At 71.5% G+C, this 26,247-nt stretch carries 30 protein-coding genes; 16 read left to right on the top strand and 14 right to left on the bottom strand.

All coding sequences use genetic code 11. The features are described 5' to 3' along the window. Positions 1–302 precede the first annotated feature (302 nt). Positions 303–710: an NAD-dependent epimerase/dehydratase family protein gene (locus tag ACRAKI_RS16165; RefSeq protein ID WP_447007909.1), complete on the bottom strand. Its 408-nt coding sequence runs from the start codon at positions 708–710 to the stop codon at positions 303–305. Positions 711–1,012: 302 nt separating this feature from the next. Here ACRAKI_RS16165 and ACRAKI_RS16160 point away from each other — a divergent pair, with 302 nt between their 5' ends. Next, on the top strand, positions 1,013–2,002 hold the full coding sequence (locus ACRAKI_RS16160; RefSeq protein ID WP_447007908.1) for a methyltransferase: 990 nt from the start codon (positions 1,013–1,015) through the stop codon (positions 2,000–2,002). A 12-nt stretch (positions 2,003–2,014) separates the two neighbouring features. On the opposite strand, the gene ACRAKI_RS16155 is transcribed toward ACRAKI_RS16160, so the two are convergent. Beyond that, positions 2,015–2,461 (bottom strand): SPW repeat domain-containing protein, encoded by a 447-nt coding sequence (locus ACRAKI_RS16155; RefSeq protein ID WP_447007907.1) that lies wholly within the window; start codon positions 2,459–2,461, stop codon positions 2,015–2,017. 239 nt (positions 2,462–2,700) lie between these two features. Between ACRAKI_RS16155 and ACRAKI_RS16150 the strand changes: the two genes are divergently transcribed. Beyond that, entirely contained in the window at positions 2,701–2,988 is a 288-nt protein-coding gene (locus ACRAKI_RS16150) for a hypothetical protein (RefSeq protein ID WP_447007906.1), read from the top strand. 83 nt (positions 2,989–3,071) lie between these two features. Beyond that, positions 3,072–3,593 carry a hypothetical protein gene (locus ACRAKI_RS16145; protein ID WP_447007905.1) on the top strand — a complete coding sequence of 174 codons (522 nt, stop codon included), beginning with the start codon at positions 3,072–3,074 and terminating at the stop codon, positions 3,591–3,593. Positions 3,594–3,606: 13 nt separating this feature from the next. Here ACRAKI_RS16145 and ACRAKI_RS16140 read toward each other — a convergent pair whose 3' ends face one another. The 11 genes from ACRAKI_RS16140 to ACRAKI_RS16090 form a co-directional block, all read right to left on the bottom strand. Beyond that, complete coding sequence (locus tag ACRAKI_RS16140; protein ID WP_447007904.1) at positions 3,607–3,945, bottom strand: hypothetical protein; 339 nt, start codon at positions 3,943–3,945, stop codon at positions 3,607–3,609. Continuing rightward, positions 3,935–4,309 (bottom strand): monovalent cation/H(+) antiporter subunit G, encoded by a 375-nt coding sequence (mnhG, locus tag ACRAKI_RS16135; protein ID WP_447007903.1) that lies wholly within the window; start codon positions 4,307–4,309, stop codon positions 3,935–3,937. The genes ACRAKI_RS16140 and mnhG overlap by 11 nt, the downstream gene beginning before the upstream one ends. Next, complete coding sequence (locus ACRAKI_RS16130; RefSeq protein ID WP_447007902.1) at positions 4,306–4,572, bottom strand: monovalent cation/H+ antiporter complex subunit F; 267 nt, start codon at positions 4,570–4,572, stop codon at positions 4,306–4,308. Before ACRAKI_RS16130 ends, mnhG begins: the two co-directional genes overlap by 4 nt. Continuing rightward, the gene (locus ACRAKI_RS16125; RefSeq protein ID WP_447007901.1) at positions 4,569–5,075 is read right to left on the bottom strand and encodes a Na+/H+ antiporter subunit E; all 507 of its coding nucleotides are present in this window, start codon (positions 5,073–5,075) and stop codon (positions 4,569–4,571) included. The genes ACRAKI_RS16130 and ACRAKI_RS16125 overlap by 4 nt, the downstream gene beginning before the upstream one ends. After that, on the bottom strand, positions 5,072–6,604 hold the full coding sequence (locus ACRAKI_RS16120) for a Na+/H+ antiporter subunit D (protein ID WP_447007900.1): 1,533 nt from the start codon (positions 6,602–6,604) through the stop codon (positions 5,072–5,074). The genes ACRAKI_RS16125 and ACRAKI_RS16120 overlap by 4 nt, the downstream gene beginning before the upstream one ends. Continuing rightward, positions 6,601–6,978: a Na(+)/H(+) antiporter subunit C gene (locus ACRAKI_RS16115; protein WP_447007899.1), complete on the bottom strand. Its 378-nt coding sequence runs from the start codon at positions 6,976–6,978 to the stop codon at positions 6,601–6,603. The genes ACRAKI_RS16120 and ACRAKI_RS16115 overlap by 4 nt, the downstream gene beginning before the upstream one ends. After that, positions 6,975–7,451, bottom strand: a complete 477-nt coding sequence (locus ACRAKI_RS16110; protein ID WP_447007898.1) for an MnhB domain-containing protein — start codon at positions 7,449–7,451, stop codon at positions 6,975–6,977. Before ACRAKI_RS16110 ends, ACRAKI_RS16115 begins: the two co-directional genes overlap by 4 nt. Continuing rightward, entirely contained in the window at positions 7,448–9,826 is a 2,379-nt protein-coding gene (gene mbhE / locus ACRAKI_RS16105; protein ID WP_447007897.1) for a hydrogen gas-evolving membrane-bound hydrogenase subunit E, read from the bottom strand. Before mbhE ends, ACRAKI_RS16110 begins: the two co-directional genes overlap by 4 nt. Before the next feature lie 553 nt (positions 9,827–10,379). After that, positions 10,380–10,907, bottom strand: a complete 528-nt coding sequence (locus ACRAKI_RS16100; protein WP_447007896.1) for a DUF421 domain-containing protein — start codon at positions 10,905–10,907, stop codon at positions 10,380–10,382. 77 nt (positions 10,908–10,984) lie between these two features. Beyond that, positions 10,985–11,854, bottom strand: coding sequence for an MBL fold metallo-hydrolase (locus ACRAKI_RS16095; RefSeq protein WP_447008433.1), 870 nt, complete (start codon positions 11,852–11,854; stop codon positions 10,985–10,987). Between the two features lie 16 nt (positions 11,855–11,870). Next, positions 11,871–12,038: a hypothetical protein gene (locus ACRAKI_RS16090; protein WP_447007895.1), complete on the bottom strand. Its 168-nt coding sequence runs from the start codon at positions 12,036–12,038 to the stop codon at positions 11,871–11,873. A gap of 247 nt (positions 12,039–12,285) precedes the next feature. Here ACRAKI_RS16090 and ACRAKI_RS16085 point away from each other — a divergent pair, with 247 nt between their 5' ends. The 8 genes from ACRAKI_RS16085 (at position 12,286) to ACRAKI_RS16050 (ending at position 18,049) form a co-directional block, all read left to right on the top strand. Further along, positions 12,286–12,651: a hypothetical protein gene (locus ACRAKI_RS16085; RefSeq protein ID WP_447007894.1), complete on the top strand. Its 366-nt coding sequence runs from the start codon at positions 12,286–12,288 to the stop codon at positions 12,649–12,651. A 55-nt stretch (positions 12,652–12,706) separates the two neighbouring features. Further along, positions 12,707–13,210, top strand: coding sequence for a DUF1360 domain-containing protein (locus ACRAKI_RS16080; protein ID WP_447007893.1), 504 nt, complete (start codon positions 12,707–12,709; stop codon positions 13,208–13,210). A 67-nt stretch (positions 13,211–13,277) separates the two neighbouring features. Continuing rightward, a complete protein-coding gene (locus ACRAKI_RS16075) occupies positions 13,278–13,412 on the top strand; it encodes a hypothetical protein (protein WP_447007892.1) in 135 nt (44 codons plus the stop codon). A 628-nt stretch (positions 13,413–14,040) separates the two neighbouring features. Next, positions 14,041–14,307 carry a hypothetical protein gene (locus ACRAKI_RS16070; RefSeq protein WP_447007891.1) on the top strand — a complete coding sequence of 89 codons (267 nt, stop codon included), beginning with the start codon at positions 14,041–14,043 and terminating at the stop codon, positions 14,305–14,307. A gap of 20 nt (positions 14,308–14,327) precedes the next feature. Further along, positions 14,328–14,516 carry a hypothetical protein gene (locus ACRAKI_RS16065; protein WP_447007890.1) on the top strand — a complete coding sequence of 63 codons (189 nt, stop codon included), beginning with the start codon at positions 14,328–14,330 and terminating at the stop codon, positions 14,514–14,516. A 480-nt stretch (positions 14,517–14,996) separates the two neighbouring features. Beyond that, entirely contained in the window at positions 14,997–16,538 is a 1,542-nt protein-coding gene (locus ACRAKI_RS16060) for a class I adenylate-forming enzyme family protein (RefSeq protein ID WP_447007889.1), read from the top strand. Continuing rightward, positions 16,535–17,257, top strand: a complete 723-nt coding sequence (locus tag ACRAKI_RS16055) for a tRNA-dependent cyclodipeptide synthase (RefSeq protein ID WP_447007888.1) — start codon at positions 16,535–16,537, stop codon at positions 17,255–17,257. Before ACRAKI_RS16060 ends, ACRAKI_RS16055 begins: the two co-directional genes overlap by 4 nt. Positions 17,258–17,320: 63 nt before the next feature. Then, positions 17,321–18,049 (top strand): class I SAM-dependent methyltransferase, encoded by a 729-nt coding sequence (locus ACRAKI_RS16050; RefSeq protein WP_447007887.1) that lies wholly within the window; start codon positions 17,321–17,323, stop codon positions 18,047–18,049. Positions 18,050–18,055: 6 nt separating this feature from the next. On the opposite strand, the gene ACRAKI_RS16045 is transcribed toward ACRAKI_RS16050, so the two are convergent. Then, complete coding sequence (locus ACRAKI_RS16045; protein WP_447007886.1) at positions 18,056–18,871, bottom strand: phytanoyl-CoA dioxygenase family protein; 816 nt, start codon at positions 18,869–18,871, stop codon at positions 18,056–18,058. Positions 18,872–19,067: 196 nt separating this feature from the next. On the opposite strand from ACRAKI_RS16045, the gene ACRAKI_RS16040 reads away from it, so the two are divergent. The 5 genes from ACRAKI_RS16040 to ACRAKI_RS16020 all read left to right on the top strand — a co-directional run bounded on the left by ACRAKI_RS16040 (position 19,068) and on the right by ACRAKI_RS16020 (position 26,208). Beyond that, a complete protein-coding gene (locus tag ACRAKI_RS16040; RefSeq protein WP_447007885.1) occupies positions 19,068–20,858 on the top strand; it encodes a glycoside hydrolase family 3 protein in 1,791 nt (596 codons plus the stop codon). A 4-nt stretch (positions 20,859–20,862) separates the two neighbouring features. Beyond that, entirely contained in the window at positions 20,863–22,902 is a 2,040-nt protein-coding gene (locus tag ACRAKI_RS16035) for a serine hydrolase (protein ID WP_447007884.1), read from the top strand. A 128-nt stretch (positions 22,903–23,030) separates the two neighbouring features. Beyond that, positions 23,031–23,174, top strand: a complete 144-nt coding sequence (locus ACRAKI_RS16030) for a hypothetical protein (protein ID WP_447007883.1) — start codon at positions 23,031–23,033, stop codon at positions 23,172–23,174. 368 nt (positions 23,175–23,542) lie between these two features. After that, positions 23,543–24,535, top strand: coding sequence for a hypothetical protein (locus ACRAKI_RS16025; protein WP_447007882.1), 993 nt, complete (start codon positions 23,543–23,545; stop codon positions 24,533–24,535). A gap of 5 nt (positions 24,536–24,540) precedes the next feature. Continuing rightward, complete coding sequence (locus ACRAKI_RS16020) at positions 24,541–26,208, top strand: glycoside hydrolase family 43 protein (protein ID WP_447007881.1); 1,668 nt, start codon at positions 24,541–24,543, stop codon at positions 26,206–26,208. Positions 26,209–26,247: the final 39 nt, after the last annotated feature.

The raw sequence follows: 26,247 nt of genomic DNA, 5'->3' as shown, positions 1-26,247 counted from the left end.
CGCGCGTTCCACCGGCCGCGACTCGACCTCGTCGCCGAAGTGCCTGCGCACGAGGTCGTGCGACGGCAGACCGGCCGCGTTGTCCCCCGCCGCGGCGTAGACCACCTGGTGGCCGGGTGTGCCGGTGATCGCGGCCACCTCGATGAGGTCCGCGACGTCGTGGACCACCACGTACGACCAGAACGACGCGCTGGTGCCCGAGCCGCGGGCGCGCACCACCGATCCGGTGTTGCGCTCGACGTCGCCCTCCCACTGGATCCACGTGGGACGGATGGAGACGGCCATGAGGTCGCTGCGCGCGGTCACGGCGTCCATGAGCACTTCACCGACCCGCTGGGACAGCGCGTACGGGCCCGGCGGCCGGGCACGGTCTCGCTGGAGATGACCACGAACCGCCGCACGCCGGCCCGTTCGGCGGCGTCGACCAGGTGGCACGTCGACATCACGTTGTTCTGGGAGATCACCTGCGACGGGTGGTGCTGGGGGCTGGGCACGGCGGCGGCGTGCACCACCGCTTCGTGCCCCGGCACGATGGCGGCGACCTGGCCCGCGTCGGCGAGGTCGGCCTCGAAGTAGGCGGCGTCCCGGGACCGGTCGTGCACCGGTGGCGGGAGGTCGAGCCCGGTGACCTCGTGCCCGCTCCGCAGCAACAACTTGTCCACCGTCGCCGCGCTCAGCTCGCCGCGCGAGCCCGTGACCAGCACTCGCATCCGGAGCCTCCTCGTGAATGCGCACGACCTGCATGCGTGTGACGTGAGGGCGCGCGACCAAGCGCCACACCGCGTCCACCCGGCCCTGGGTATCCCGCCACGCCTGCGCTAACCGCACCGTCACCCGACCTCGGGCGCTCGACGTCACCGGTCGGTCCGCCCGCCGACGCGCACCCGGCCACGCCGTTCACGGGCACTGGTAATCACTCTGGGTTACCGATAGCGTTCGTGGAGTGTCGACTGGTGGCAATTCCCCGGGTCGGTCCGAGCGGCCGGCCGAAACCGATCCCCGCTTCGCCCTCATGGACCACTCGATGGGTTACCTGTTCTCGGCCGCCTTGCGCGCCGTCGCGGCGTTGGGCGTGGCCGATCACCTGACCGGAGGACCACGTCCGGTCGCCGAACTGGCCGAGGCGGTCGGCGCGGACGCGCTCAACCTGTACCGGGCGCTGCGTCTGCTGGCCACGCGCGACGTCTTCGCCGAGGACGACGCCGGCCGGTTCGCGCTCACCCCCGCGGCGGAGTTGCTGCGCACCGACGTGCCGTCGTCGTTCCGCGCCGCGGTCCTGATGCTCACCGACAAGACGTTCTGGCTGCCCGCCGGCGAACTGGAGGAGGCCGTCCGCACGGGGACGTCCCCGTTCGACCGGCTGTTCGGGATGCCGTTCTTCGACCACTTCGCCCGGGACGCCGACACCGCGGCCGTCTTCCACGTCGGCATGGCGTCGATGTCGGACCCGGAGAACCCCCTGGTCGCAGGGGCGTACGACTTCCCGTCGGAAGGCGTGGTCGTGGACGTCGGCGGAGGTCACGGCGGCCTGCTGCTGGCCGTGCTGCGCGACAACCCCGGGCTGCACGGCGTGCTCTTCGAACAGCCGCACGTGCTTCAGGAGCACCGACTCGGCGAACTCGGCGCGGACCACCGCTGGGACCTGGCCACCGGTGACTTCTTCACCGAAGCGCCGAGCGGCGACCTCTACCTGCTCAAGCGGATCCTGCACGACTGGGACGACGAGCAGTGCGTGCGCGTCCTGCGCCACTGCCGGCAGGCCGTCTCCGACCGCGGCCGCGTCCTGGTGGTCGACGCGGTGATCCCGCCGGGCAACGACCCCGACCCCGGCAAGGTCATCGACCTGCTCATGATGAGTTCGCTCACCGGACGGGAACGCACCCGCGCCGAGTTCGAAACCCTGTTCGCCCGAGCCGGCTTCCGCCTGGAGCGGGTGGTCCCGACCGGTACCCGGCTGTCGATCGTGGAGGGCGTCCCCACCGCGGTCCCACCCGGCTCATGACGTCCTTGCCGGTCAGCCGCGATGGTGGACAGGGCGCCGGGCGGCTCGTGACCGCCGTCGTGCAGCCGTCCTGACCACCGAGCCCAGCGCCGCCACCGCGACCACGGCGCCGGTGACCACGTCGTTGACCGGCGAGCGCCCCGCGGCCGCGTGCAGCTCCACGGACGGCGCGACGACCAGCCAGACCCCGAGCACCAGCAGAACCGGCCCCATCCACGGTGTCTCCCGCAGCGCCATGGCGTGGACCAGGGAGCACACGGCCACCGCGAAGCCCGCCAACACGGTGTTCCAGTGGGGGGCGAAATCACCGGCGGTCCGGTACCCCAGCGCGAAGGGCGCCATGATCAGCCACAGACCGGCCAGGAAGCTGACGGCGATGCCGAACGTGGCCGCCGCGTCCCCCACCGGTGGCCGCACCTCCGGGTCGGGTGCCTCGGGCAACCGCACTCCACCGGACATCACAGCGCTCTCCTCCCGCGGAGCGATGGCGGCCCCGAGCCGCTGCGCGGCCTCTCCCGATCATGACACCGCCACGCGCCGGTGAACCTGACGCTTGCCTTGCAATACGGCCGCGTGCTGTCGCGGACCTCCGTCCATCCTGACGATTTCCTTGCGGTGCAACGCTTTCCCGCCGAACCGGGCGGACCGGCACCTACCGTCGGCGGTGAACGCGAGAACCGGACGACGGGAGGTCCACAGTGCTGGACATCGACACCACGGCCGCCGAGGCCATCGACGAGCTGACCGCCGCCACCGGCGTGGGACGTCAGGGCGGGCTGCGCATCACGTCGGCGGCGAACACCCCCGATCGGGACTTCCACCTGTCGGTCGAACCGCATCCGGCACCCGAGGACGTGGTGGTCGCCCGGGGCGACATCCGCGTGTTCCTGGACGCCCGTGCGGCCGAGGCGCTGGCGGACAAGGTGCTCGACGTGCGCAGGCGCAACGCCGACCGCGTCCACTTCGGCGTCTACCCCCAGGCCTGACCACGCGAATCGTCAGCAGTTCGTCAGGTGAACCGGCGTGTGCCCCGGCACAGGATTGGGCCGATCCGACGAAGGGGAGGCCTATGACCGCACACGAGCACACGCCACACCGCGAAGAGGGCACGTCGGCCGGCACGTCCGCCCGAACGGCGCGGACCAGATCGATGCCGGCCGACGCCGAGGTCGTGTTCGACGTCGTCACCGACCTGGAGCACCTGGCCGACTGGCTGCCGCCCGGGGTCGAGATCGAGCTGTACGGGCCGGGTCTGCTGCGCCTGTGGTCCCGTCACGCCTTCGACGAGCCGTGCGAGCGCCAGGTGCGGATCGACTGGGAGAACCTGAAGGTGGAGTGGGGCAGCGACGAGGCGCCCAGCCACGCCGGGAGCCTGCGGGTGCTGCGCATGACGCCGGGGCGCAGCGTCGTCGCGGTGGACCTGGCCGGCCCGCTCGGGCTGCCCATGCCGCTGCTGGACGGCTGGTTGGCCCACGCGCTCGACTCGCTGGCCGCCGTGGTGGGCGCCGAACAGCCGAACGTGCCGTGGCCGGTCGGGGCGACCCGAGGACGACGCCCGGCTCACGACCTCGCGGTGCCCGCGTCGGCGTGACGCCCGACGGTGGTCACAGGTCTTGTTCGTCCCTGCCGGCGGACGTGCGGGTGGAGGCGCCGCCGAGCAGCCGGGCAGCCAAGCAGGGTCTGCTCGGGCAACGCCGTGGCGGCGGCCACGATGCCGCCGGTGGGCTGTAGGACAGCGCCTTGAGCGTCACCAGTGCCCGGCGGACCGCCTCCGACCAGGAACCGTCGTACGTGCAGCGACCGATCCGGCCCGTCCGGAAGTCCTCGGTGTCCACGATGACCTGTTCGGCGTCGCCCGCGTGCGGACGGGGCGAGTGGGAGGCGGTGTGGGTGAGCAAACGGCACGCGCTGGTCGGCGCGCCGTCCTGCGCGTCATCGGTCACCGCTCCGGCCGGGTGCCGGGCCGGGCGGGGCCTCGCCCGCGTCCGGGAACTCGTCGGTGACCATGGTGTCCCGGTTCACCCGGCCGGTGAGGTAGGCGGTCCGCCCGACCATCTGGCCGACCACGGGCGCCGTCACCGTCTGGAGCGCGGCGACCAGCAGCAGCGCGAACGCGTACCGCGCCGGCACCTGGAGGGCGACGCCGACCAGGATCAGCAGCAGCCCGAGCGTCTGCGGCTTCGAGGACGCGTGCAGCCGTGACGGCGGATCGGTGAACCTCAGCAGCCCGATCGCACCCACCAGGCTGAAGCACGCGCCCGTCAGCAGCAGCACGGCCGAGCAGACGTCGAGCACCACGGCGATCACTCCTCGTCCTCGCGGTGCTCCACCAGGCGCGCGGCGGCCACCGACCCCACGAAACCGAGCAGCACCACCGCGACGAGCAGCGGTATCACCGCACCGCTCCCCTGCGGCACCATCCCCACGGCGGAAGCCGCGACGATCAACACCACGAGCACGTCCACGGCCACGATCCGGTCCAACGCGGTAGGGCCGCGCAGCAGCCTCGGCAACACCAGCAAGGCGGCCACCGACAGCAGCGCCAACGTCATCGCGTAGACGACCGTCACGGTCGCACCTCCTCTTCGAGCGGCGTGCCGAACACCCGCGCCACCCGGCGTTCGACGGTCCGCACCACCCGCCGGGCCTGTTCGGTGGACCCGTCGGCGGGGATGGGGAGGGTGTGGACGTACAGCAGCCGCCGGTCGCGGTCGATGTGCACGACGAGGGTGCCCGGGGTCAGCGACGTCACGTTCGCGGTGGCGGCGATCTCCACGTTCGACCGGACGCGCAACGGCACCTCGACGATCGCCGTCCTGGTGCGCGGGCCGTGCCGGACCACGCTCCAGGCGACCACCACCGAGGAGCGCGCCAGGTCGAGCAGCGCGCCGGCGATGAGCTGGAGCAGCCGGACAGGCCGTGGTCCGGCCCGACCTGGCCGACCCCGCGGCGGGAACGCGACCAGCACGCCGATGGTGGCCAGGAGCCCGCCCACCACGACCACTGGGCTGAGCGACCCCCACAGCAGCAGCCACAACGCCCACAGCCAGGCGCCGAGCAGGATCCGCTTCACCGCCCCTCCTCCCCCAGCACGGCGACGCGGTAGACCTCGCGGTCCAGCAGATCGGCCGCTGCCCGCCCGCTGACACCCGCGAGCGGCCCGGCCAGGACCGCCAGGGCCAGCCCCGTCGCCACCATGGCGGCGGTGGCGCCGAGCATCGGCACCGACTTCTGCCCGGTGCCGACGTCCAGCTCGTCGGTGGGGTCCGGGTCCGGCACCGGATCGCGCGAGGGGCCCCAGAACACCGCCGACCACAGCCGGGCCATCGCGTACAGGGTGAGCAGGCTGGTCAGCACCGCCGCCGCGGCCAGCGCCAGCGCCGTGGTCCCGCCCTCAGCCACACCCGCGCGCAGCAGGGCGAACTTCGCCACGAACCCGGACAGCGGCGGGATCCCCGCGAGGCTCATCGCGGGGATGAAGAACAGCACCGCGACCCACGGGTCCAGCCTCGCCAGACCACCCATCCGCCGCAGCGACGGTGTACCGGTCCCGCGCACGATCAGCCCCGCGACCAGGAACAGCGTGGCCTGCACCGTGATGTGGTGCACGATGTACATGATCGTCCCGGTGAGCCCGGCGGCGTCGGACAGCGCCAGCCCGAACAGCATGAACCCGATGTGGCTGACCAGCGTGAACGCGAGCAGCCGGTTGAGGTCGTCCTGGGCGATCGCGCCGAGGATGCCGACCAGCAGCGCGGCGATCGCGATACCGCCCAACAACGGCCAGACGTCCTGGCGCGGGAACACCAGCGTCTGGGTGCGCACCATCGCGTACACCCCGACCTTCGTCAGCAGGGCGGCGAGCACCGCCGTGATCGGCGCGGGCGCGGTCGGGTAGCTGTCGGGCAACCAGAAGTGCAGCGGCACCATGGCCGCCTTGATGCCGAACACGACGAGCAGCAGCAGGCTCAGCGCGTCCCGCAGCCCGTCCGGCACCAGCGCCGCCTTCGAGCCGAGGTCGGCGAGGTTGACCGTGCCGGTCGCCGCGTAGACCAGGGCGATGGCGGTCAGGAACAGCAGGGACGAGGCGAGGCTGGTGATCGTGTACGTCATGCCCGCGCGGGCGCGGTGTTCCGTCGCGCGCAGGGTGATCAGCACGTACGAGGCGGCCAGCATGACCTCGAACGCCACGAACAGCGTGAACAGGTCGCCGGCGAGGAACGCCAGCGCGACGCCCGCGACCAGCACCAGGTAGGTCGGGTGGAACACGGGCGTCAGCGTCCTCCGTGCGTCGGCGACGCCCTGCCCCACGGCGAAGACGAGCACCGCCAGCGCCACGAGCACCGACACGACGAGCAGCAAGGCGGACAGCCGGTCGGCCACCAGCGGGATGCCGACCGGAGGACTCCAGCCGCCGACCGCGACGGCGAACGGCCCCCGACCGTCGGCGACCGCCAGGACCACGCCGGCGTCGGCCAGGACCAGCACCAGGACGCCGATGCCGAGCGCCCGTTGCACGGCGGCGTGCCGGGCGAAGCCGAGGGACAGTCCGGCCGCGAACAGCGGGACCAGCACCGGCACGGCCAGCAGCGCGGCGTTCACGACCGCTCCTCCCGCGACCCGAGGCGCTGGTCCTCCACGTCGTCGCGGACCTCGTCGTGGCCGGACAGCCGGAACGCGCGGTACGCCAGCGCCAGGAGGAACGCGGTCACACCGAACGTGATGACGATGGCGGTCAGCGCCATCGCCTGCGGCAGGGGGTCCGCGTACGCCGCCGGGTCCGGGTCCGACCCGCCTTCGGTGATCGGAGGTCGACCGGGCGCGCCGCCGGCGAACAGCAGGAGCAGGTTCGCGCCGTGCCCCAGCACGACGAAGCCGAGCAGGACGCGCATCAGCGACCGCTGCATCAGCAGGTAGACGCCGACGCCGAACAGGCAGGCGATGACGGCGGCGCTGATGAGGTCCAGGTGCGTCATGCGTCACCGCCCGGCTCCAGCGACGGTCCGAAAGCGGACAGCAGCTGCGTCGAAGCGCCCACGACGAGCAGGTAGACGCCGATGTCGAAGAAGAGGCTGGTCGGCACCTGGACGTGCACGGCGGTCCCGAGGTCCAGGGTCACCACGTGGCTGCTCAGCGGCGCGGCCCCGAACAGCAGCGGCACGATGCCGACCGCGGCGGCCGGCACCAGGCCGGCGGCGGCGAGCACCACCGGTCGGACGGGCAGGGTCGCCTCCAGTTCCCGGGCGCCACCCGCCAGGTACCGCAGGACGAACGCCTCGGCCGCGACCAGGCCTCCGGTGAACCCCCCGCCGGGTCCCTCGTGGCCCGAGAACAGCAGGTAGAGGGACAGCACGAAGATCGACGGGAACAGCAGCCGGGTGACGACCTCCAGCAGCAGCGAATGCCCGGGGATGGGCTCTTCCCCCACTTGGCGTGATGGTCGCGTCATGACCGCACCTCCTCGTCGTCGTCCTGTCCGGCAGCTCGTTCGGCAGCTCGTTCGGCATCCTGATCAGCACGGCGTTCGCTGCCTCTGCTCCGCATGACCAGCCCGGCCGCGCCGATCGCGGTGACCATCAGGACCGAGATCTCGCCCAGGGTGTCGAGGGCGCGGAAGTCGACCAGGATCGCGTTGACCGCGTTGTGCGCGCCGGCCTCGTGGAGCAGCCCGAAGTAGGCGTCGGAGACCGGGCTCGGGTGCCGGACGGCGGTCACGGACAACGCGAACAGGCCCACGAACGCGCCGACCGCGGCGGCCAGCACGGCGCGCGGCCAGCGGAGCGGCCGGGCGGACCGGCCCCGGCCGGGTGGGCTCCCCGCAGCACGCTCCTCGGCGCGCCGGCTCCGGCCGGGCCGATCCGGGCTGAAGCGGACCGGCATCCGGCGGAGCACCAGCACGAAGACGACCAACGTCAGCGACTCCACCAGGAACTGCGTCAACGCCAGGTCCGGCGCCCCGTGCAGGACGAACATCCCCGCCACGCCGTAGCCGACGAACCCCACCAGCAGCACCGCGGTCAGCCTGCGCCGAGCGGTGGCCACTGCCACCGCCGCGACGAGCACGACGACCGCCAGCGGCACCTGGATCGGCGTCGTCCACAGCCTGATGCGCGGGACCACCGTGCCGGAGAGGACCAGGGCCACCCCCGGCAGCACCAGCACCGTGCACATCACCACGCCCAGGTACACCGGCAGGGAACCGACCTGGGTCCGTCGCGTCACCTGCCGGGCCACCACGTCGAGCACCCGCACGATCCCGGCGTAGACCGCCTGGGCATCCGGCAACGCCTTCCCGCCCACCACGTCGAACCGGAGTGCGGCGAAGTGCAAGGCGACGCCCGCCAGCACCGTGAGGACGGAGAGGCCCAGCACCGGCGTGAAGCCGTGCCACAAGGCCAGGTGGTAGTCCGGGGTGGCGTAGGCCTCGGCGTACGTCGAGGCGGGTGAGGCGACGGCGGCGTGCCAGATGCCGAGGGCGACGCCCGCCGTCGCGAGCAGCGCCGGAACCGCGACGAACCCCTTCGCCGGCTCGTCCGGCCGCGTCGGCTCCACCCCCGGCTTGCGCCCGAACGCGCCCCACAGGAACCGGGCGCTGTAGGCCACCGTGAGCACCGATCCCGCCACCAGGCCCGCCATCGGCCAGAAGTCGTGCAGGAACGCGTCGTAGGCAGCCTCCTTGCCGAGGAAACCGATCGTCGGCGGCAGGCCGGCCATCGACGCCGCGGCCACGACGGCGACCGCGCACAGCACGGGCAGCCGCCGTCCCACCCCGGACAGCTCGCGCAGGTCCCTGGTCCCGGCCTGGTGGTCCACCACGCCCACGACGAGGAACAGCGCGGACTTGAACAGGGCATGCGCCACCAGCATGGTCACCGCGGCGAGGGCCGAGACGGCGGAGCCCGCCCCGAACAGGGCCGTGAGCAGGCCGAGTTCGCTGATCGTGCCGTAGGCGAGCAGCCCTTTGAGGTCCGTCTCGCGCAACGCCCGCCACCCGGCCAGCACCATGCCGGTGAGCCCCACCGCCACCACCGCAGCACGCCACGCGCCGACGTCGGCGAACGCGGGCGACAACCGGGCGACGAGGTAGACCCCGGCCTTCACCATCGCGGCGGCGTGGAGGTAGGCGCTGACCGGGGTCGGCGCCACCATCGCCGCCGGCAGCCAGGCCTGCAGCGGGAACTGCGCGGACTTCGCCATCGCCCCGATCACCACGAGCACCAGCGCCACGGGGGTGAGCCCGCCGCTCGGCGGGTCCGCCACGATCGCCGACAGCCGGTACGTCCCCGCCGCCTCCCCCAGCATCAGCAGACCGAGGAGCATCACCAGGCCGCCCGCCGCGGTCGTCAGCAGGGCCTGCACGGCGGCCCGGCGTTCCTCGGACGAGCCTCCGGCACCACCGATGAGCAGGAACGACAGCACGGTGGTGAGTTCCCAGAACAGGTACAGCGAGATCAGGTGGTCGGCGGTGACCAGCCCCAGCATCGCGCCCGCGAAGGCCACCAGCAGCGCCGCCAGGCGTCCCGCGCCCTCCTCCACGTAGTACGCGCTGTAGGCGAGCACGGCGACACCGACGCCGCTGACCACGAACACCATCACCAGCGCGAGCGCGTCGACCCGCACGTCGAACCGCAGGCCGAGCGTCGACGCCCACTCCAGCCCTTCCGTCACGGCGCCGTGCCCCACGGACGATGCGCGCGTCACCGCCCAGACCAGCGCGGACAGCGGTGCGAGGGCGGCGACGGCCCAGACACCGCGACCGAGGCGGTGCGCCACCAGCGGCAGCAGCACCGCGACGGACGCGTGGACGGCCAGGAGGATCAGCACGGCCGGTCCAGTCGGTCCGCCACGGCCGTCACCACGCGCCGCCGTGCACGTCGGCGCGACGCACGAACCTCGTCATCGGCCCTCCCGCCACCGGTACCACGTCACCGTTCGGGTTCCACCTGGGGGAGGGATCAATCGTGCCCGATCGTGGTTGTCCGCTCGGCTCGGGCGGTCGCACGCAAGTCCTCAGTGGACGCGCGAGGACGGCAGGACCGGCTTCAGCGGACAGTGCGCGCGAAGGTCGGTGGGCGCGTCGCTGGGCGGCGCCCTGGTCTGCCTCGTCCTGCGCGACGTGTTCCGCACGTTGTTCCACCCCGGTCTCCGAGGTGACATCGCGACGCCGGCCATGAGGCCGGTGTGGCGGTCGACCCGCCGCCTCGGCGGACGTCGCGCGCCGTCCTCGCTGTCCGGACCGCCGGCCATGGAACTCGCCGAAGGCCTGAGCAGGGCTTCCTCCGAGTCGACGGCGACACCCGCGCGGTGCTGCGCGCCTACGCCGACGACCAGGACCAGAAGGCGTCGGCGTGGAGGCGGTGACCACCCCCGGGCGGCGTCACGGGGATGCCCGGTCCTCGACGCCCGCCACGTCCCGCAGCGCGTCGAGGTCGCCCGCCTTGTCGGCCGGGATCACGCTGAACGTGCCGTCGGTCTCCAACACCACCGCCGCGACCTGGTCGAAGCCACCCAACCCCTGCGAACGGACGGCCTGCAGGACCTCCGGCTCGCTGACCCGCTGGCCCCGCATCGCCCCTTCCCTCCGCTGTCCCTGCCAGACCAGCAGCGTCGGGCTCGACCGCACCATCTTCCGCACCACGCGAGCCCGCACCGACGACCACGCGACCACGAATTGCGCCACGATGAGCAGGACCAGGGCAAGCACGCCTTCGGCCAGCGCCACCTGGGACGTCAGCACGACGGTGGCCAGCGTCGAACCCAGCGCCACGGTGACCACGAGGTCGAAGGCGTTCATCTTGGACAACGTCCGCTTGCCGGACAGCCGCAGGGCGACCACGAGCACCGCGTAGGCGGGAACACCCACCAGCACGACCCTGCCGAGTCCGTTCCAGGAGTCGAAGTACACGTCACAGGCCTACCCGGACACCGGAACTGCATGCATTCGCCCCGGTGCTCCTGCCGGGAGCGGGCACCGTGACGTGCTCAGTCCACTGTGGACGCACCAGGGCGCGCGACACCGCCTCCGGCCGTGGGCAGGGTGAAGGTCTGGCCGCGGTCGAGGTAGGACACGGCGGTCGGCGGTCGGCGGCGGCGCACTTCGTCGGCGAAGTCGGACAACGGTGACTTCATCACGCCGTAGTCGTCGTAGTGCACCGGAACCGCGTGGCGGGGCCGCAGCATGTCGAGCAGGTCCACCCCCTGCGCGCCGTCCATGGTGAGCAGCACGCCCAACACCTTGGTCCCGCCGAGGTGCACCACGGCCACGTCGATGGTCGGGTAGCGGTCGCGGACCTCGCGCAGGTCGTCGTGGACGAGGGTGTCGCCGCTGAGGTAGATCCGCAGGACCGCCGAGGCCGCGGTGGCCCGGTACTCCAGCAGCGTGCCCATGACCGGCGGCAGCACCCTGCCCGGCAGGCCGAAGGCGTGCCTGCCGGGCAGCGACGTCACCGTCAACGAGGCGCCGTCCTTCTCCATCGCCACCTTCGCCCACGTGTCGAGGGCGACGGCCTCGCGGAACCCTCGCCGACCCAGGCGTCGCGCGGCGTGCGGGGTCGTCAGCAACGGCAGGTCGCGGTCCAGCTCACGGCTCGCCACCCGGTCGAAGTGGTCGCCGTGCAGGTGGGACAGCACCACGGCGTCCAGCGGCGGCAGGTCGCCGATCCCGATCGCGGGGTCGGTGCGGCGGCGCGAGACCAGGCCCTGCCCCAGGTAGCTCCACTGGCCCCGACGCAAAAAGTTGGGATCGGTGAGCACGGTGAACGGACCCAGCCGCAGCACCGTGGTCGCCGTGCCGACGAAGTACAGCGAGTCGGACCGTGTGCTCGGCCCGCCGGGAGTCCCGTCGCCGTTCACGCCGTCGCGGTCCACGTCAGGAGGCACCGCTCGACCCGTCCTCCCCGTGGGGCCGGCTGCCGGCGGTGTCTGCGCCCGGCGGCCGTCCGGACACCTCCCGCTCCACGTCGGTGAGCGGCGCGCCGGTGGCTTCCTCGGCCGACCCGCGCTCCACCGTCTCTTCGTCACGCCGGGGCTCTGTCATGGCGGGGCTCTGTCATGGCGGGGCTTCTTCACCGTGCCGAATGTCGAGTGCCGATCCGGCGGGGTACCCGGTCGAGCGGCCTCGATTCGGGTCCGCCGGATTCCGTCCGGCCACCGCATCGGTGAACACCGTTGCGTCACGAGGTCACGGGCTGTCGCATCTGGACGGTTCGCCGCCGTCGATCCGGGTATCCGACGGACGCGTCAAGCGGTCCGCGCGGTGCGCGACGGCGGAAGCGGTGATTCGGATGGATCGGAAGCTTGTCAGCACATCGGCGCACGGTGCGCCGGGCGACGATGCACGCGGCGAACCCTCGATCCGGGAGGTCGCAGACCTGGTGGACCAGGCGATCCAGAAGGCCTTGCGCGAGACGACGACCGTGTCGCCGGAGAACGCGGAGGCCCACGCCCGGAATGCGCGCGATGAGCTGCACGAACTGCTGGCCTTCGGCAGGCGGGCGGGCGACCGGTCCCTGCTCCAGCAGGCTCTCGCCTGCGCGCGGGCGGCGTGTGAGCACCTCGAGTTCGGCGAACTGCTGGAGGCGCGGACGTTGCTGACGGCGGCGAGCGTCCAGCTGGCGCTCGTGCGGTCCGTGCCACCTCAAGGGGCGTGACGCGCCCGTGTCATCTAGCGGGTTTGGTCGCGCACGGCCCGGTAACCCCGCGTCCATGTCGTTGACTCAGTGGTGGGGCCGAGTCCGTTCCTCCTACGCCGGTGGTGAGCAACGCCCGCTGGGGGGCTACCTCACATCACTCCTCTCCTACGCGGCGATGGTCGGCGTCGCGACCGCTGTCGGCAGGCGGCGGGGTGCCCGGCTGCCGGAGCGGTTGTCGACCGGAGACGTGGTGTTGCTGTCGGTGGCGACGCACAAGGCGAGCCGCCTGGTGACGAAGAGCTCGGTCACCAGCGCGCTGCGGGCGCCGTTCACGCACTACGAGAGCGCCGCCGGCGAGGCGGAGGTCAACGAGTCGGCGCGGCACGGGCACCGGCACGCGGTCGGCGAACTGGTGACCTGCCCGTTCTGCTCCGGGGTGTGGATCGCCGGTGCGTTGACGGCGGGCCGGGTGCTCGCACCACGGGCCACGCGGCTGCTGATGACGACGTTGACCGCGGTCGCGGCGTCGGACTGGCTCCACCTCGCCTACGACCGCGCCAAGCCGGACCCGTCCTGATGGCGGCACGCCGGCCGGCACGCGCACGCGCCCGGCCGGTCGCACCGACCCGCACTCGATCACGGTCATGACCCCAGGCGGTTCGAGCGGCGGCGGGCGGCCTTCGAGCAGGCTGGTGACGATCCGCACCACGTGCCGGGCGGTGGCCTCGGCGTCGGCGGCGGCCATGGTCAACGGAGGATCGGCCAGGGCGGCGGGGTGAGTCGTCGACGCCGATCACGGCCAGGTCGTGAGGCGCGGTCAACCCGTGCCGGCGCAGCCCGGCCAGCACCGCGAGAGCGGCGGTGTCGTCGTGGGCGCAGACGCCGGTGGGTCCAGGCTTCGCCAGGCGGCGAGGGCCGCGGTAGCCGCGTCATGGTCCACCGGGATCCGCGGGACCGACTGGGTGGAGAACGTCCTGTTGCAGCAGGCCGGACCGGACGTGCACCGGCAGTGGGCGGCCGGGCAGTCGGCGTGGACATCCGATCCGGTCGAGCGGGCTTGGCTGACTTGGGGACGGCTCGCGGTGCGCGGTGGGCCGAGGTCCGTGCCGCTCACCGGCTTCACGGACGCCGGGCGCGGCCTCTTCGACCAGCCGCCCGGGTGCCTGCTGGACCACCAGGCCACCTTCGCCATGAGCACGTACAAGGGTTGCGGGATGCCGCTCGTCGCCGGGGAGGACTTCGACTTCTTCCCTTACCCGTCGCCCACGGGCGGTGAACGGGCGTGGGAGGTCTCGGCCGACCTCGCCGCGATGTTCACCCGCACGCCGGAGTCGGAGAAGCTGATCAGGTTCCTCGCCTCCGCGCGGGCGCAGGAAATCTGGACCGCGCGCGGGCGGTGCGTCCTCGGTGAACCGCAAGGTGCTGCCGGAGGTGTACGCCGACGCCGTGAGCCGGCGGATCGCCGCCACGCTGACGTCGCCGGGCACGTTCTGCTTCGACGCGTCGGGCCTGATGCCGGGCGTGATGCGCACCGCGTTCTACCGGGCGGCGCTCGAGTACGTCAACGACCCGGCCCGCCTGGACACCGTGCTGGCCCAGCTCGACACCGTGCGGACCAACATCGGGCGGGACGAGTGGTTGGATTTCCCCTGCGGTGGACGGGCCACCGGCTAGCGGGGCCAGAGGAGGGCTGGTTGGCGAAGCGGCGGTACGTGGCGAGGGGTGTGCCCGGCGGGTACCGGGTCTGGGACGGCAAGGCGCGGCGGTGGTGGGGCGACCACTACGAGCTGTGTCCCGACGACCTGCTCGCCGAGCTGAACACCTCCGCCGACCCCGCGCGGATCACCGCCCTGCTCAAGCGCTATCGGGCACTCCGGCGCTGAGACGCGGGTTGTGAACTTGTCGGCACGGTCACCAGAACAGTTCCGGTGAAGCAGGACCGGACGATCAAATTCCCATTCGACTGCACCTCCACCGCCGCCGATCCCACCGAGGGCGCCCCGCCACCGCACCCGAACGCCGCGACCGAAGTTCACCCTTCTGCGTCGAGCCCGCTGCTTTTGGGCGAATCGACTGGTACGAGCACCGCACGACGTTCGGTGATATAGCTCACAGTATGCGGTGGAATGGTGGAAACCGACTGCCGTCCGGCCACGCAAAACCCCAGCGTGCGGCTACCGCCGGTGATCCCCCGCCGAACCATGATCCGTTCACGGTGGCTTCTTGACCGGGCGTGCAGCCGTCCCTAGCGTCGTAATCGTCGGAGTGGCTCACCTGACACGGGGGAATCAGTGCCTGCAATGGATCTGTGGAAGTCGAGCGTCGGTCTCCTGTTCGACCGCAGAGCGGAAATAGGAAAGCCAATGCTCTTCCGCCTCAGCCGTCCGATGGACATCGACCCACTGGGCCAACGAATCCTTGACGTGGCCGCGCTCGCCGAATGCGTGCGCAACACGGCCGGCGCCCTGCACGCGGCCGGGGTCCGCCCCGGCGACCGGGTCGCCGTGTACAAGGAGAACCACTTCGACTGCCTGCTGCTCGCCTCCGCCGCCGTCAGGATCGGCGCGATCCCGGTCATGCTGTCGGGACTGCTCGCCCCCGACTCGGTGCGCCCGCTGCTCCAGCGCGTCGAACCGAAGCTGCTGGTCGGCAACCAACGATTACTGGAGGAGAAGGGGTCCGACGGCAGTCCGCTCACCTCGTTCGCCGAGCGCACCCTGTGCCTCGACGGGAGCACGCCGAACGCGATGGCCCTCGCCGATGTCCTCGGCGGCACCGCACCGCCCCCTGCTCCGCGCGGCGACGACGAACTGATGATGCTCACCCACACGTCCGGCACGACCGGCATTCCGAAGCTCATCATCTACACCCCGGAAAAGCTCCAGCGGCAGATGGCCCGACTGGAATGCCGCCACTTGCCGCCGATCACCTTCCGCCGCAATGACACCGTGGCGATGTTCCTGCCGTACGTGCACGCCCGCTCCTTCACCTGGATCTATTCGGCGCTGACCTTGTCGCCCGCCAAGGTCCTGCTGATGAGCGAAAACGACCCCGAAGTGGTCGGCCCGATGTTCCGGCAGCACCGGCCCACGGTGATCGAGGCGCTGCCGATCGACTTCCTCCAGATGGCGAAACTCGCCCAGGAGAACCGGGGCGACGCCTTCGCCTCGGTCCGCATGTTCGTGGGAAATTTCGACGCGATGCGCTGGCCGACGATTCGCACCTTCCTGAACGCTTCCCGGCATTGGTTCCCGGTCTGGCGGGAGGGGTACGGGCAGTCGGAGACCGGCGGCCTGGGAATGACCGTCATCACCCGCTACCGGGCGAACAAGCGGCGCGACCAGCAACCGGGTCCGCGCAAGGTCGGTCGACCGATGCCCGGTTTCGTGCAGCTGAAGGTGGTGGACCCGAAAACCTTCGAGCCGGTGCCGAAGGGACAGCCGGGAATCGTGCTCGCGAAGACGAAGGCTCGGCGCATCGGGTACTACAAGGAACCCGAGCGCTGGAACGAGAAGGCGGTGGGCGACTGGTGGAACACCGGTGACATCGGCGTCCTGACCCGGACCGGCGCCCTCAAGCTGCTCGACCGCGAGGTCAACTACGTGCCCGGGGTGAGCTGCCTCGAACTGGAGGACGTGATCGTCGACTACCTGCCCGAGGGGTACGACGTCGCGCTGCTCCCGGTGCCCGGCGCCCCACCGGTGCCCGTGGTGGCTGCGCCCAACGGCCGGCTGGACCCGGAGCAGTGGCGCGGCGCGGTCCGCCGACTGCCCGAGCTGGCCGACCCGATCGTGATCGACTTCAAGGACATGCCCCGGACCGGTACCGGGAAGATCCTCCGGGAAGAGCTCTGCCGGCGGTACCTGGACGGCGTCGGCACGCCCGGCACCGGACGGTGGACATGAGCACCGCACGGGTCGACGACGCGGGTCCGAACACGGTGTTCCAGCGGGGGCGGTTCACCGTCGAACCGTTCACCGAGGCGTCACGCGTGATCTGGGAGCGGCGGCAGCACGTGGTCTTCGGGGTCAGTCCCGGGAACAGCTACTTCCAGGTCACCCGGCTGACCGAACTCCTGGACTGGCTCTGCGCGGAGTTCCGGCAGGTCGACGTCGTCATCCCGGATTCCGCGTTGGCGGAGACCTACCGCGCTCTCGGCTACGACCCGCAACGTGCGGCGAAGAAGGCGCGCAGCGAGATCAACGTGCTGTACAACAGGGTCACCCGCGCCTGGCAGGGCAACGGAGGACCGCGGCCGGCCGACGGTCTGCACCGGATGTCGGAGCTGGCTTCCGACTCCGTCTACCGGGAGAAGCTGGCGGAGTGCGAGCAGGCGCTGAAGGAGGACGGCCCCCTGTGGGACACGTGTGCCGCCATGACCCGGGAAGTCCTCGCCGCCAGGGGCCACACCGGGCCGCTCACCGCCGACCAGATCGAGCGCGGCATGCGGTACCTGACCGCCGAGCTCCCGTTCTTCCTGGCGTCCGGCGACATCTTCGACGTCCCGTCGTCGCTGAACTTCTACCACCGCGAGCTTTCCCTGGCAGAGCTCGTCTTCGCCGGGAAGTCGCAGCTCCGGCCATCACCCCGGCAGGGCTACGCCACCATCCGCCCGGCGCAGTGAGGCCGTTTCGCGGGATCCCCCGTACGCGACCTCCAGCTCGACACCACGTTGAGAAGGACACCCATGGCGCAGTACGACACCCTCGCCGCCCGGCTCGCCGACATCGAGAAGACCATCCACTTCTACCGTGAGAACGTGGAGTTCCCGTCGTTCTTCCGCGCTCTGGGGCCGGTGCGGGGAAAGCGTGTGCTGGACGTGGGTTGCGGCGACGGCGTCTACGCGCGGTTGGTCGCGCAGCGAGGCGCCGAGGAGGTGGTCGGGATGGACTCCTCCGGTGAGATGATCCGGCTGGGCGAGGTCGCCGAGGCGGAGCGGCCACTCGGAATCCGGTACCACGTGCACGACGTGGCGACGATGCCGGCGCTGGGCACGTTCGACGTCGTCCTGGCCGTCAACGTGCTGCACTACGCGGACACCAGGGCGACGCTGGACGGCATGTGCGAGCAGATCGCCTCGAACGTCGCCCCCGGCGGCAGGCTGCTGGCCTACGTCGGGAACGTGGAGTGCGACGCGGAGGCGGCACGGGACTTCGGATTCCTCGTCGACCGCCCGACCGACCTCGGCGAGGGAGATCCGTTCACCGTGACGATCGGTGCGACTCCGCCGGCTTCCGTGCGGGTGCACTACTGGCCGGCGGGAACTCTCGCACGGGCGGTGGAATCCGCCGGGTTCTCCCGCGTCACGTGGGAGGAGATGACGCACTCCCCCGTCTCCCCTGACGACGCCACCCGCCTCGGGCGACTGCTCAAGAACCCGCCGAGCATCCTTCTCAGCGCGTACAAGGAGCCCTAGTCCGCGCTAGTCGGCGCCCATCACGAGCCCTTCGATGGTGTGCTTCTGCACCAGGGGTTCGAGGCGGTCGACGACCCTGCAACCGAGGTGCGTGCGGACCTCTTCGGGCAGCCGCTCGTAGTAGGCGCGGCTGACGACCAGGTCGTTGCGGTCGTTCTCGACTCCTCCGGCGGCCAGTCCGAGGACCAGCACGGGCCGGGCGGAGTTCGACCGGTTCGGGGTGCCGCGGTGGATGGTGAGGGCGGAACGCGCCGAGATGTCGCCCCGCTGCGGCATCTTCTGCTGGACGAGCGCTCCGTAGCGTGGGTAGTGGGACTTCGGCGGGAACATCCCGTGCTCGAAGTCGGCGGCGTCGTCCCACTGCGTGCCGGGCGCGATCTCGAACGGCCCCATCTCGGGGACCGTGTCGACCGTCGTCACGTTCAACGCCAGGGAGGTGAGCCGCCGCTCCTCCACGGTTTCCCTCGGCGCCGGGAAGTCCCGGTGCCACGGCTGGGTGACCGCGCCCGGCAGCGGCACGTCGAAGCCGATCTCGACCACCTGGTAGTCCGGCCCCAGCACCGCCCGCGCGAGGTCGACCACCCACGGGTGGGTGACCAGGTCCAGGAAGCCCCGGATCCGCTCGGGGTGGGTCTCGACGTAGTAGCGGTTCGGACCCCGGCCGATCGCGCCGTCCGGACGTGCGAGCGCTTCCCGGAACAACTCGTCGACGTCCTCGCCGAGCCGATCGGCCCAATCGGGCGTGAACGCGCCGCGCAACGCGACGATGCCGTCCGAGTACAGGGCGCTCACCAGGGTGTCGACGTCGTACGTGCCGGTCATGACCACCTCTTTCAGGCAATGGTTGAGCGGGCCACGGTCGAACGTAGCAGCGCCCCGGTTAATGTTCCAACGTTGTAACCGCAGTCCGAACCCCATCGGACGCGGCCCGATCGATACATCCGAACGGTCGATGCCGCTTTCGCCGGCGACTGCGTACGTTGCGATGGATGGTCACTTCCTCACCGTGGGAGAGCAGATGAGGAAAATTCTCAACCGTCGACAGCTGCTCGTCGGCGTGGCGGCCCTGCTGGTCTGCTCGGTGGCGACGCCGGTGGCGGCGGTGACGGCGGTGACGGCGGCGTCCGCCACGACCGACGTCGTGGCGGACGCGCTGCGGGACATGACGTTGGAGGAGAAGGTCGGCCAGCTGTTCGTCACCTACGCCTACGGGGCGACGGTGGACGCGGCGGACCCGGCCTCCGTGGCGGCCAACCGGCGCTACCACGGCGTGGACAACGCCCAGCAGCTGATCGAGAAGTACCACCTCGGCGGCATCATCTACTTCGCGTGGTCCGGCAACACGGTCAACCCAGCCCAGATCACCGAACTGTCCAACGGCATCCAGCGGGTGTCCGCGATCCCCGCGCTGGTGAGCACCGACCAGGAGCACGGCGTCGTGTCGCGGGTCGGCGCGCCGGCCACGCTGTTCCCCGGCGCCATGGCGCTCGGCGCGGCCCGCAGCCCCGGGTCGGCGCGCATCGCGGCCACCATCGCCGGGCGCGAGCTGCGCGCGGTGGGGGTCAACCAGAACTTCGCGCCCGTCGCCGACGTCAACGTCAACGCGCTCAACCCGGTCATCGGCGTCCGGTCGTTCGGCGAGGACCCGCAGCTCACCGCCCGACTGGTCGAAGCCCAGGTGCGCGGGTACCAGCGGGGCGGCGTCTCGGCCACCGCCAAGCACTTCCCCGGCCACGGCGACACCGCCGTCGACAGCCACACCGGGCTCCCGGTGATCGGCCACAGCCGGGAGGAGTGGGACCGGCTGGACGCGCCGCCGTTCCGCCGCGCGATCGCGGCCGGCGTCGACTCGATCATGACCGCGCACCTCGTGGTGCCCGCGCTGGACCCGTCCGGCGACCCGGCCACGCTGTCCCACCCGATCATGACGGGCATCCTGCGCGACGAGCTCGGCTACGACGGCGTGGTGATCACCGACTCGCTCGGGATGGCCGGTGTCCGGCAGGAGTACGGCGACGACCGCGTCCCCGTGCTGGCGCTGAAGTCGGGCGTCGACCAGCTGTTGATGCCGCCGGACATCGACCTCGCGTACACCGCGGTGCTGGCGGCGGTGCGCGGCGGCGAGCTGACCGAGGACCGCATCGACCAGTCGGTCCGCCGGATCCTGCGGATGAAGGCCGGACGCGGGCTGTTCGGCGGCCAGTTCGCCGACCCCGCCCTCCTGCCGGAACTGGTCGGGACCGAGCACAACGAGCGGACCGCGCAGCAGATCACGGACCGGACCACGACGCTCGTGCGCAACGCCGCGGGCGTCCTCCCGCTGACCACCCGCCCGACGACGGTCTTCACCACCGGTTGGGGAACCGCCGCCGATCCCGTGCCGCAGCGGCTCGCCACGGCTGTCGGCCACCGTTCGGCGGCAACGACGTCCCTGGTCACCGGCTCGAACCCGAACCGGGCGACGATCGACCGGGCGGTGGCCGGTGCGGGCGCCGCCGACCTGACGATCGTGGCCACCAACAAGGCGTGGACCGACGTCGGCCAGCAGGACCTGGTGAAGGCACTGCTCGCCACCGGCGAACCGGTCGTCGTCATCGCGGTCCGCGACCCGTACGACCTCGCCTACTTCACCGACGCGCAGACCTACCTCGCGACCTACTCGTACACCGCGGTCTCGGTGGAGTCGGCGGTGCGGGTGCTGTACGGGGAGAACGCGCCGGGCGGGAAGCTGCCCGTCACCATCCCGCTCGCGGGCGACCCCTCGACCGCGCTGTACCCGTACGGCCACGGCCTGACCTGGGAGAGCTGAACCGATGCGCCACGCCGTCCGCCGACTGCTGACCATCGCCCTGTGCGGGCTGCTGGTCGCGACTCCGCCCGCGCTCGGCCAGGAGTCCACCGACCAGGCGAACCCGGGCCTGCCGTCGGTGCCGCTGACCGTGATGTCGTTCAACATCCACACCGGCATCGGCGTGGACGGCAGGCTCGACCTGGCACGGGTGGCCGCGGAGATCGAGGCGGCCGACGCGGACGTGGTCGCGCTGCAGGAGGTCGACGTCCACTGGATGGCCCGCAGCGAGTGGCGGGACCAGGCGGCGGAACTGGCCGCGGCGGTCGGCATGGACGTCTACTTCGCGCCCATCTACGACCTGGACCCGCTGGAACCGGGGCAGCCGCGGCGGCAGTACGGCGTGGCGGTGCTCAGCCGGCACCCGGTCGTCGCGGCGGAGAACCACGCGATCACCCGGCTGTCCACCCAGGTGCCGAACGCGACGCCGGAGCCGGCACCCGGCTTCCCCGAGGTCGAGCTGAACGTGCGGGGCGAACGGGTGCACGTCTACAACACCCACCTCGACTACCGCGCCGATCCGGCGGTGCGCCGGGCGCAGGTCGCCGACATGCTGCACGTCCTGGCCGAGGACCGGGGCAAGGCCCGGGTGCTGCTCGGCGACTTCAACGCCGTTCCCGGCGCCCCGGAATTGGCTCCACTGTGGACGGAGCTGGTCGACGCGTGGGCGATGACCGATCCGTCGTCGCCCGGCATGACGTACCCGGCACAGGCGCCCACCAAGCGCATCGACTACGTGGCCGCCGCCCACCCGGCCCGGGTGCGTGACACGCGGGTGATCACGACCGGCGCGTCGGACCACCTGCCCGTGGTGGCCGACCTGGTCGTCTCCCGGCGGCACGGATCCCCTTGGGACGGTGCGCTCACCCACCAGCGCCTGCGGTACGGCTCGGCGCACCACGCCGGGTTGGCCGCCGAGCACGTGGACCGGCTGGTGCCCGACGTCGAGGCGGGCGTCGTGGCGTCCCCGCAGGCCTTCCCGGGCGGTGTGGTGCTGGCCGCGCGCAACGGCGTGATCGCCGAGCACGCGGCGGTGGGTGACGCGCTGCGGTACGGGCACGACGGCGTGGAACTGCCGCCGGACCAACGGCTCCCCATGCGCGAGGACACCATCTTCGACGTGGCGTCCATCTCGAAGCTGTTCACCACCGTGGTCGCCCTGCGGCTGGTGGAGCGCGGACTGGTCGAGCTCGACGCCCCCGCCGCCCGCTACCTGCCCGAGTTCGGCCAGACCGGCAAGCAGGACGTCACCCTCAGGCAGCTGCTCACCCACACCTCGGGGCTGCCCGCCGGTCTCGCGGTCGGGTCGTACCCGACGGTCGAGCAGCGGCTGGCCGCGATCTACGCGGTGGCGCTCCGGTCGCAGCCGGGCACGCGGTACGTCTACTCGGACCTGAGCCTCATCGTGATCGGCAAGGTGCTGGAACGGGTCGCCGGTCGGACGCTGCCCGAACTCGTGGCGTCGGAGATCACCGAGCCGCTCGCGCTGCACGACACCATGTACAACCCGCCGGAGCACCTGCGCCCGCGGATCGCGCCGACCCAGTACGTGCGCGGCACGCGCGGGCTGATCTGGGGCGAGGTGCACGACTCCACCTCCTGGTACCTCGGTGGCACCGCGGGGCACGCCGGGGTCTTCTCCACCGCGCACGACCTCGCGGTGTTCGCCCAGATGCTGCTCAACGGCGGGCAGTACGGCGACCGGAGCGTCCTGCGGCCGGAGAGCGTCCGGGAGATGATGCGGAACGGGAACGCGGCCATCCCCGGCGCCGACCGCGGCCTGGGCCTCGACCTGAACAAGCCCGCCTTCATGGGCATGCTCGCCACGCCCTACACGGCCGGGCACACCGGGTACACCGGGACGTCGCTGGTCATCGAGCCGGAGAGCAGGGCCTTCGTGCTGCTGCTGACCAACCGCGTGCACCCGACCGCGGCCGGTCCGGCGACCAACCCGTACCGGCGTGCCGTGGCGGACGACCTGGCCAGGGCCGTCCTGGACCACTGACCCGCTCGCGCCCGGAGCATGGCCCACTCCGCCCGCGCGCGTCTCCGGCGGAGGTGACGTACTTCATCGTTTGGCAGGTGCCGGCCGCAGGTAACCAGAGGGACGTAGGTAGTCGACCTGGAGGCACGATGCACGAGACAGACGCTGGACAGGCGGTCGCCAACCCGCGCCGGACCAGGCTGGACGCGGACTGGACCAGGCGCTCCACCGACGTGGGCGACCGGTCGGAGCCGACTCCCGCTCCCGACGCCGGGGAACGCTGGACCAGCTGAGCCGCAGCGGTGACGGCGGCGGCGAGGGTGACCGCCGCCGCCGTGGTCCGTGCCGCCGTGGTCCGTGCCGGAATCGGGCGAAGCCGTCGATTTCTCACTTTATCGTGCCAATTCTCCGGAATTCCACGCGGATACGCCCATTCGGGCGACTATGGCACCGATCAATCGACTGACGGTATAAATTGAAGGCGTTACCCCGGACCTCGGTGGCGAGATACCTCCCGTATTGATCAGGGTGGGCCGCGACCGAGGTCTTTTGCACGGATGAACCGCATCGCACGAATCGTGCCGGTGCACGCACGCCATCTCCCGACCACCGGCGTGCCGCTCAGGTCATCCGCAATCGTGCTCCAGGAAATGAAGCCGTCATGCGCAGCATCCGCACCACCGTCCAAGCCCTGTTCGGAGCCACCGTCGTAGCCGGGGGCCTGATCGCCCTCCCCTCCGTGGCTCACGCCATCACCATCCCGGTGGCGTGCAGTGAGAACGCCTTGGTGGCGGCGGTGAACCTGGCCAACTCCACGGCCACCGCGGACACCCTCGTCCTGGCGGGCGGCTGCACGTACAGCATGACCGCCGCCCACGGCGGTCCGTCGAACGCGCTGCCGGTGATCACCACGCCGATCGAGATGGTCGGCCCGGCCACCGTCACCAACGCCTCACTGCTGCGCCTCGGCAAGTTCCGGATCGCCGAGGTCGCTCAGACCGGCAGCCTGACGGTCACCACCGCGGTCGCGTTCACCGGGGGTGACGTGGTCGGCGACGGCGGCGGCATCCTCAACCGCGGCGCGGTCACCCTCACCGGGAGCACCCTGACCGGCAACACCGCCTCGGGCAACGGCGGCGGCCTCGCCAACGCGGACACCCCGACCGGGACGGCCCCCGCCGCGACGTTCACCAACAGCCCGGTGTCCGGCAACACCACCCTGACCGGCAACGGCGGCGGCATCTACAACGGCCAACGCGGCAGCCTGACGGTCACCGGCGTGTCCGGCAGCCCGCTGTTCATCACCGGCAACACCGCCGGCCGGGGTGGCGGGATCGCCGCGATCCGATCGACCGCGACGACGCTCACCCAGACCGCGGTGACCGACATTTACGCCCTGCTCCTGGGCGCCGGCGGCGTCTACCGCCACGGCGGCACGATGACCACCACCAACTCCCCCATCACCGCCAACACGCCGATGGAACGGCGTAACCGTCACATCGCTGATCCCCTCTATCGATCTCTTCCCGACGTATCGCGTCCCCGCCGTCGTTCGGCACCGGATTCAGTAACCTTGTTCAAGCTGATCGGCCGGCCATCCCGCAGTGCGGGCGGTCCACGGCATTCCGCGCCGCGCGGGTCGACGGCAGGATGAGACTCATGCGACGTACCACTTTGCTCGTCGCCGCGATCGCGGCCTTATCCCTGGCGTCCGCCCCGGCCTCGGCCCACCCGGCCCACCCCGCGCGGACGACCGACGCGACCTTCCACAACGACGCCGCCACCCCCGGCGCGGACCCGTTCGTGCTGTTCGACCGCCCCAGCGGCTACTACTACGCCTACTCCACGGAGGGCGCCGACCCCGGCCACCACTTCGGCGTCTACCGCTCGCCCGACCTCGCGACCTGGGAGCACCTGCCCGGTGGCGCGCTGCGGACGGGGCAGGACGGCGACTGGGCGCACGACTGGTTCTGGGCGCCCGAGGTCTACCACAACGCGGAAACCGGCCTGTACTACCTGTTCTACGCGGCCAGGATGAACCGCGGCGTGGCCGAGCACTTCCGGTACGCGGACTTCGAGGAGCCGTGCAAGGTCGGCGTCGCGGTGTCGAACTCGCCGGCCGGGCCGTTCCGCGACATCGTCGAGGCGCCGCTGGACTACTCCCCCTTCGACCCCGCCTACCACGACGTCAACCTCATCATGGACGCCGCGCAGAAGAAGCCGCCCGCCACGCTGGAGGAGGGCCGCACCGCCCCGCTCGGCACGTACATCCCGTACATCGACCCCAACGTCTACTTCGACGCCGACGGCCGGATCTACCTGTACTTCTCCCGCAACGCCTACCGCAACTGGGTCTGGGACGACGACCTCGGCAAGTACATCGAGGAGTCCAACATCTACGCCGTCGAGCTGACCGGTGACTGGTGGCGCGACCCGACCGGCAGGACCATGCCGACCATCGCGCCCGCGTACCGCGACAGCAACCGTGCGGCGGACGACCCGCCCGGCGTCCGCAAGGACGGCTACGTCCCGGTGCTGGACTACGGCTCGGACAAGCAGGCGTGGGAGAACGCGCACGTGCACGACTACGCGAAGTCGGGCGGCGAGAAGAAGGACCGCCGGTGGGCCGAGGGCTCGACCACGCTCAGGACCGTGGACGCGCAGGGCAACCCCCGCTACCACCTGACCTACTCGGCCAACAACTACGAGAACGAGTTCTACGGCGTCGGCTACGCGACCGCCACCAGCCCGCTCGGGCCGTGGCGCAAGAGTGCCGAGAACCCCGTGCTTTCCCAGGACCCCGCCCAGGGCCTCTACTCGACCGGTCATGGCAGCATCATCGAGTCGCCGGACGGCGCACAGCTCTACTACGTCCACCACGGACGCCCGTCCACCACGTCCTCCCGTGCGCTGTACACCTCGCGTGTGCACCCGGGTGACGGTCTGTCCATCGACGGGTCCACAGCGGACCAGCCGCTCCCGTCCGGAGTCGGACCGCTGCGGGCACGAGCCGACGACCGCGTGCTGCCCACGCGTCCGGGCGGTTCCGCGACCACAACGGTCCACGTGACCAGTGCCGGCGGCGCCGAGTTCGCCCTGTCCAACCCGCAGAACCGCCTGCGCGCAGCGCTCCGACCCGCCGACGCGGGCACCGTGGTGGTGCGTGGCGACCAGATCACCGTCACCTCGACCAGCCACCGCCCTGCCCTGCTCACCGTCGTCTACCAACGTCAGCGCGCCGACGGCACCTACCACGACGTGGCCAACACCGGACCGCACCGCGGCGTGCCCGTCCAGGTCACGATCCCGGTGGCGCCCCGCCGCTGATCGATCACCGGCCAACCCGATCGGCGCGAGGAGGTAGCC

It is taken from the genome of Saccharothrix isguenensis, assembly GCF_052936305.1.
Note: the sequence above shows the minus strand (reverse complement) of the source record. Positions and strands in the feature narration are given on the sequence as shown.

What these genes read in the sequence shown, in the direction of transcription:
- ACRAKI_RS16165 (WP_447007909.1), bottom strand. Translation starts at nt 710, where the DNA reads ATGCGAGTGCTGGTCACGGGCTCGCGCGGCGAGCTGAGCGCGGCGACG.
- ACRAKI_RS16160 (WP_447007908.1), top strand. Translation starts at nt 1,013, where the DNA reads ATGGACCACTCGATGGGTTACCTGTTCTCGGCCGCCTTGCGCGCCGTC.
- ACRAKI_RS16155 (WP_447007907.1), bottom strand. Translation starts at nt 2,461, where the DNA reads ATGTCCGGTGGAGTGCGGTTGCCCGAGGCACCCGACCCGGAGGTGCGG.
- ACRAKI_RS16145 (WP_447007905.1), top strand. Translation starts at nt 3,072, where the DNA reads ATGACCGCACACGAGCACACGCCACACCGCGAAGAGGGCACGTCGGCC.
- ACRAKI_RS16115 (WP_447007899.1), bottom strand. Translation starts at nt 6,978, where the DNA reads ATGACGCACCTGGACCTCATCAGCGCCGCCGTCATCGCCTGCCTGTTC.
- ACRAKI_RS16110 (WP_447007898.1), bottom strand. Translation starts at nt 7,451, where the DNA reads ATGACGCGACCATCACGCCAAGTGGGGGAAGAGCCCATCCCCGGGCAT.
- ACRAKI_RS16090 (WP_447007895.1), bottom strand. Translation starts at nt 12,038, where the DNA reads ATGACAGAGCCCCGGCGTGACGAAGAGACGGTGGAGCGCGGGTCGGCC.
- ACRAKI_RS16085 (WP_447007894.1), top strand. Translation starts at nt 12,286, where the DNA reads ATGGATCGGAAGCTTGTCAGCACATCGGCGCACGGTGCGCCGGGCGAC.
- ACRAKI_RS16080 (WP_447007893.1), top strand. Translation starts at nt 12,707, where the DNA reads ATGTCGTTGACTCAGTGGTGGGGCCGAGTCCGTTCCTCCTACGCCGGT.
- ACRAKI_RS16075 (WP_447007892.1), top strand. Translation starts at nt 13,278, where the DNA reads ATGACCCCAGGCGGTTCGAGCGGCGGCGGGCGGCCTTCGAGCAGGCTG.
- ACRAKI_RS16060 (WP_447007889.1), top strand. Translation starts at nt 14,997, where the DNA reads ATGCTCTTCCGCCTCAGCCGTCCGATGGACATCGACCCACTGGGCCAA.
- ACRAKI_RS16055 (WP_447007888.1), top strand. Translation starts at nt 16,535, where the DNA reads ATGAGCACCGCACGGGTCGACGACGCGGGTCCGAACACGGTGTTCCAG.
- ACRAKI_RS16050 (WP_447007887.1), top strand. Translation starts at nt 17,321, where the DNA reads ATGGCGCAGTACGACACCCTCGCCGCCCGGCTCGCCGACATCGAGAAG.
- ACRAKI_RS16045 (WP_447007886.1), bottom strand. Translation starts at nt 18,871, where the DNA reads ATGACCGGCACGTACGACGTCGACACCCTGGTGAGCGCCCTGTACTCG.
- ACRAKI_RS16040 (WP_447007885.1), top strand. Translation starts at nt 19,068, where the DNA reads ATGAGGAAAATTCTCAACCGTCGACAGCTGCTCGTCGGCGTGGCGGCC.
- ACRAKI_RS16035 (WP_447007884.1), top strand. Translation starts at nt 20,863, where the DNA reads ATGCGCCACGCCGTCCGCCGACTGCTGACCATCGCCCTGTGCGGGCTG.
- ACRAKI_RS16030 (WP_447007883.1), top strand. Translation starts at nt 23,031, where the DNA reads ATGCACGAGACAGACGCTGGACAGGCGGTCGCCAACCCGCGCCGGACC.
- ACRAKI_RS16025 (WP_447007882.1), top strand. Translation starts at nt 23,543, where the DNA reads ATGCGCAGCATCCGCACCACCGTCCAAGCCCTGTTCGGAGCCACCGTC.
- ACRAKI_RS16020 (WP_447007881.1), top strand. Translation starts at nt 24,541, where the DNA reads ATGCGACGTACCACTTTGCTCGTCGCCGCGATCGCGGCCTTATCCCTG.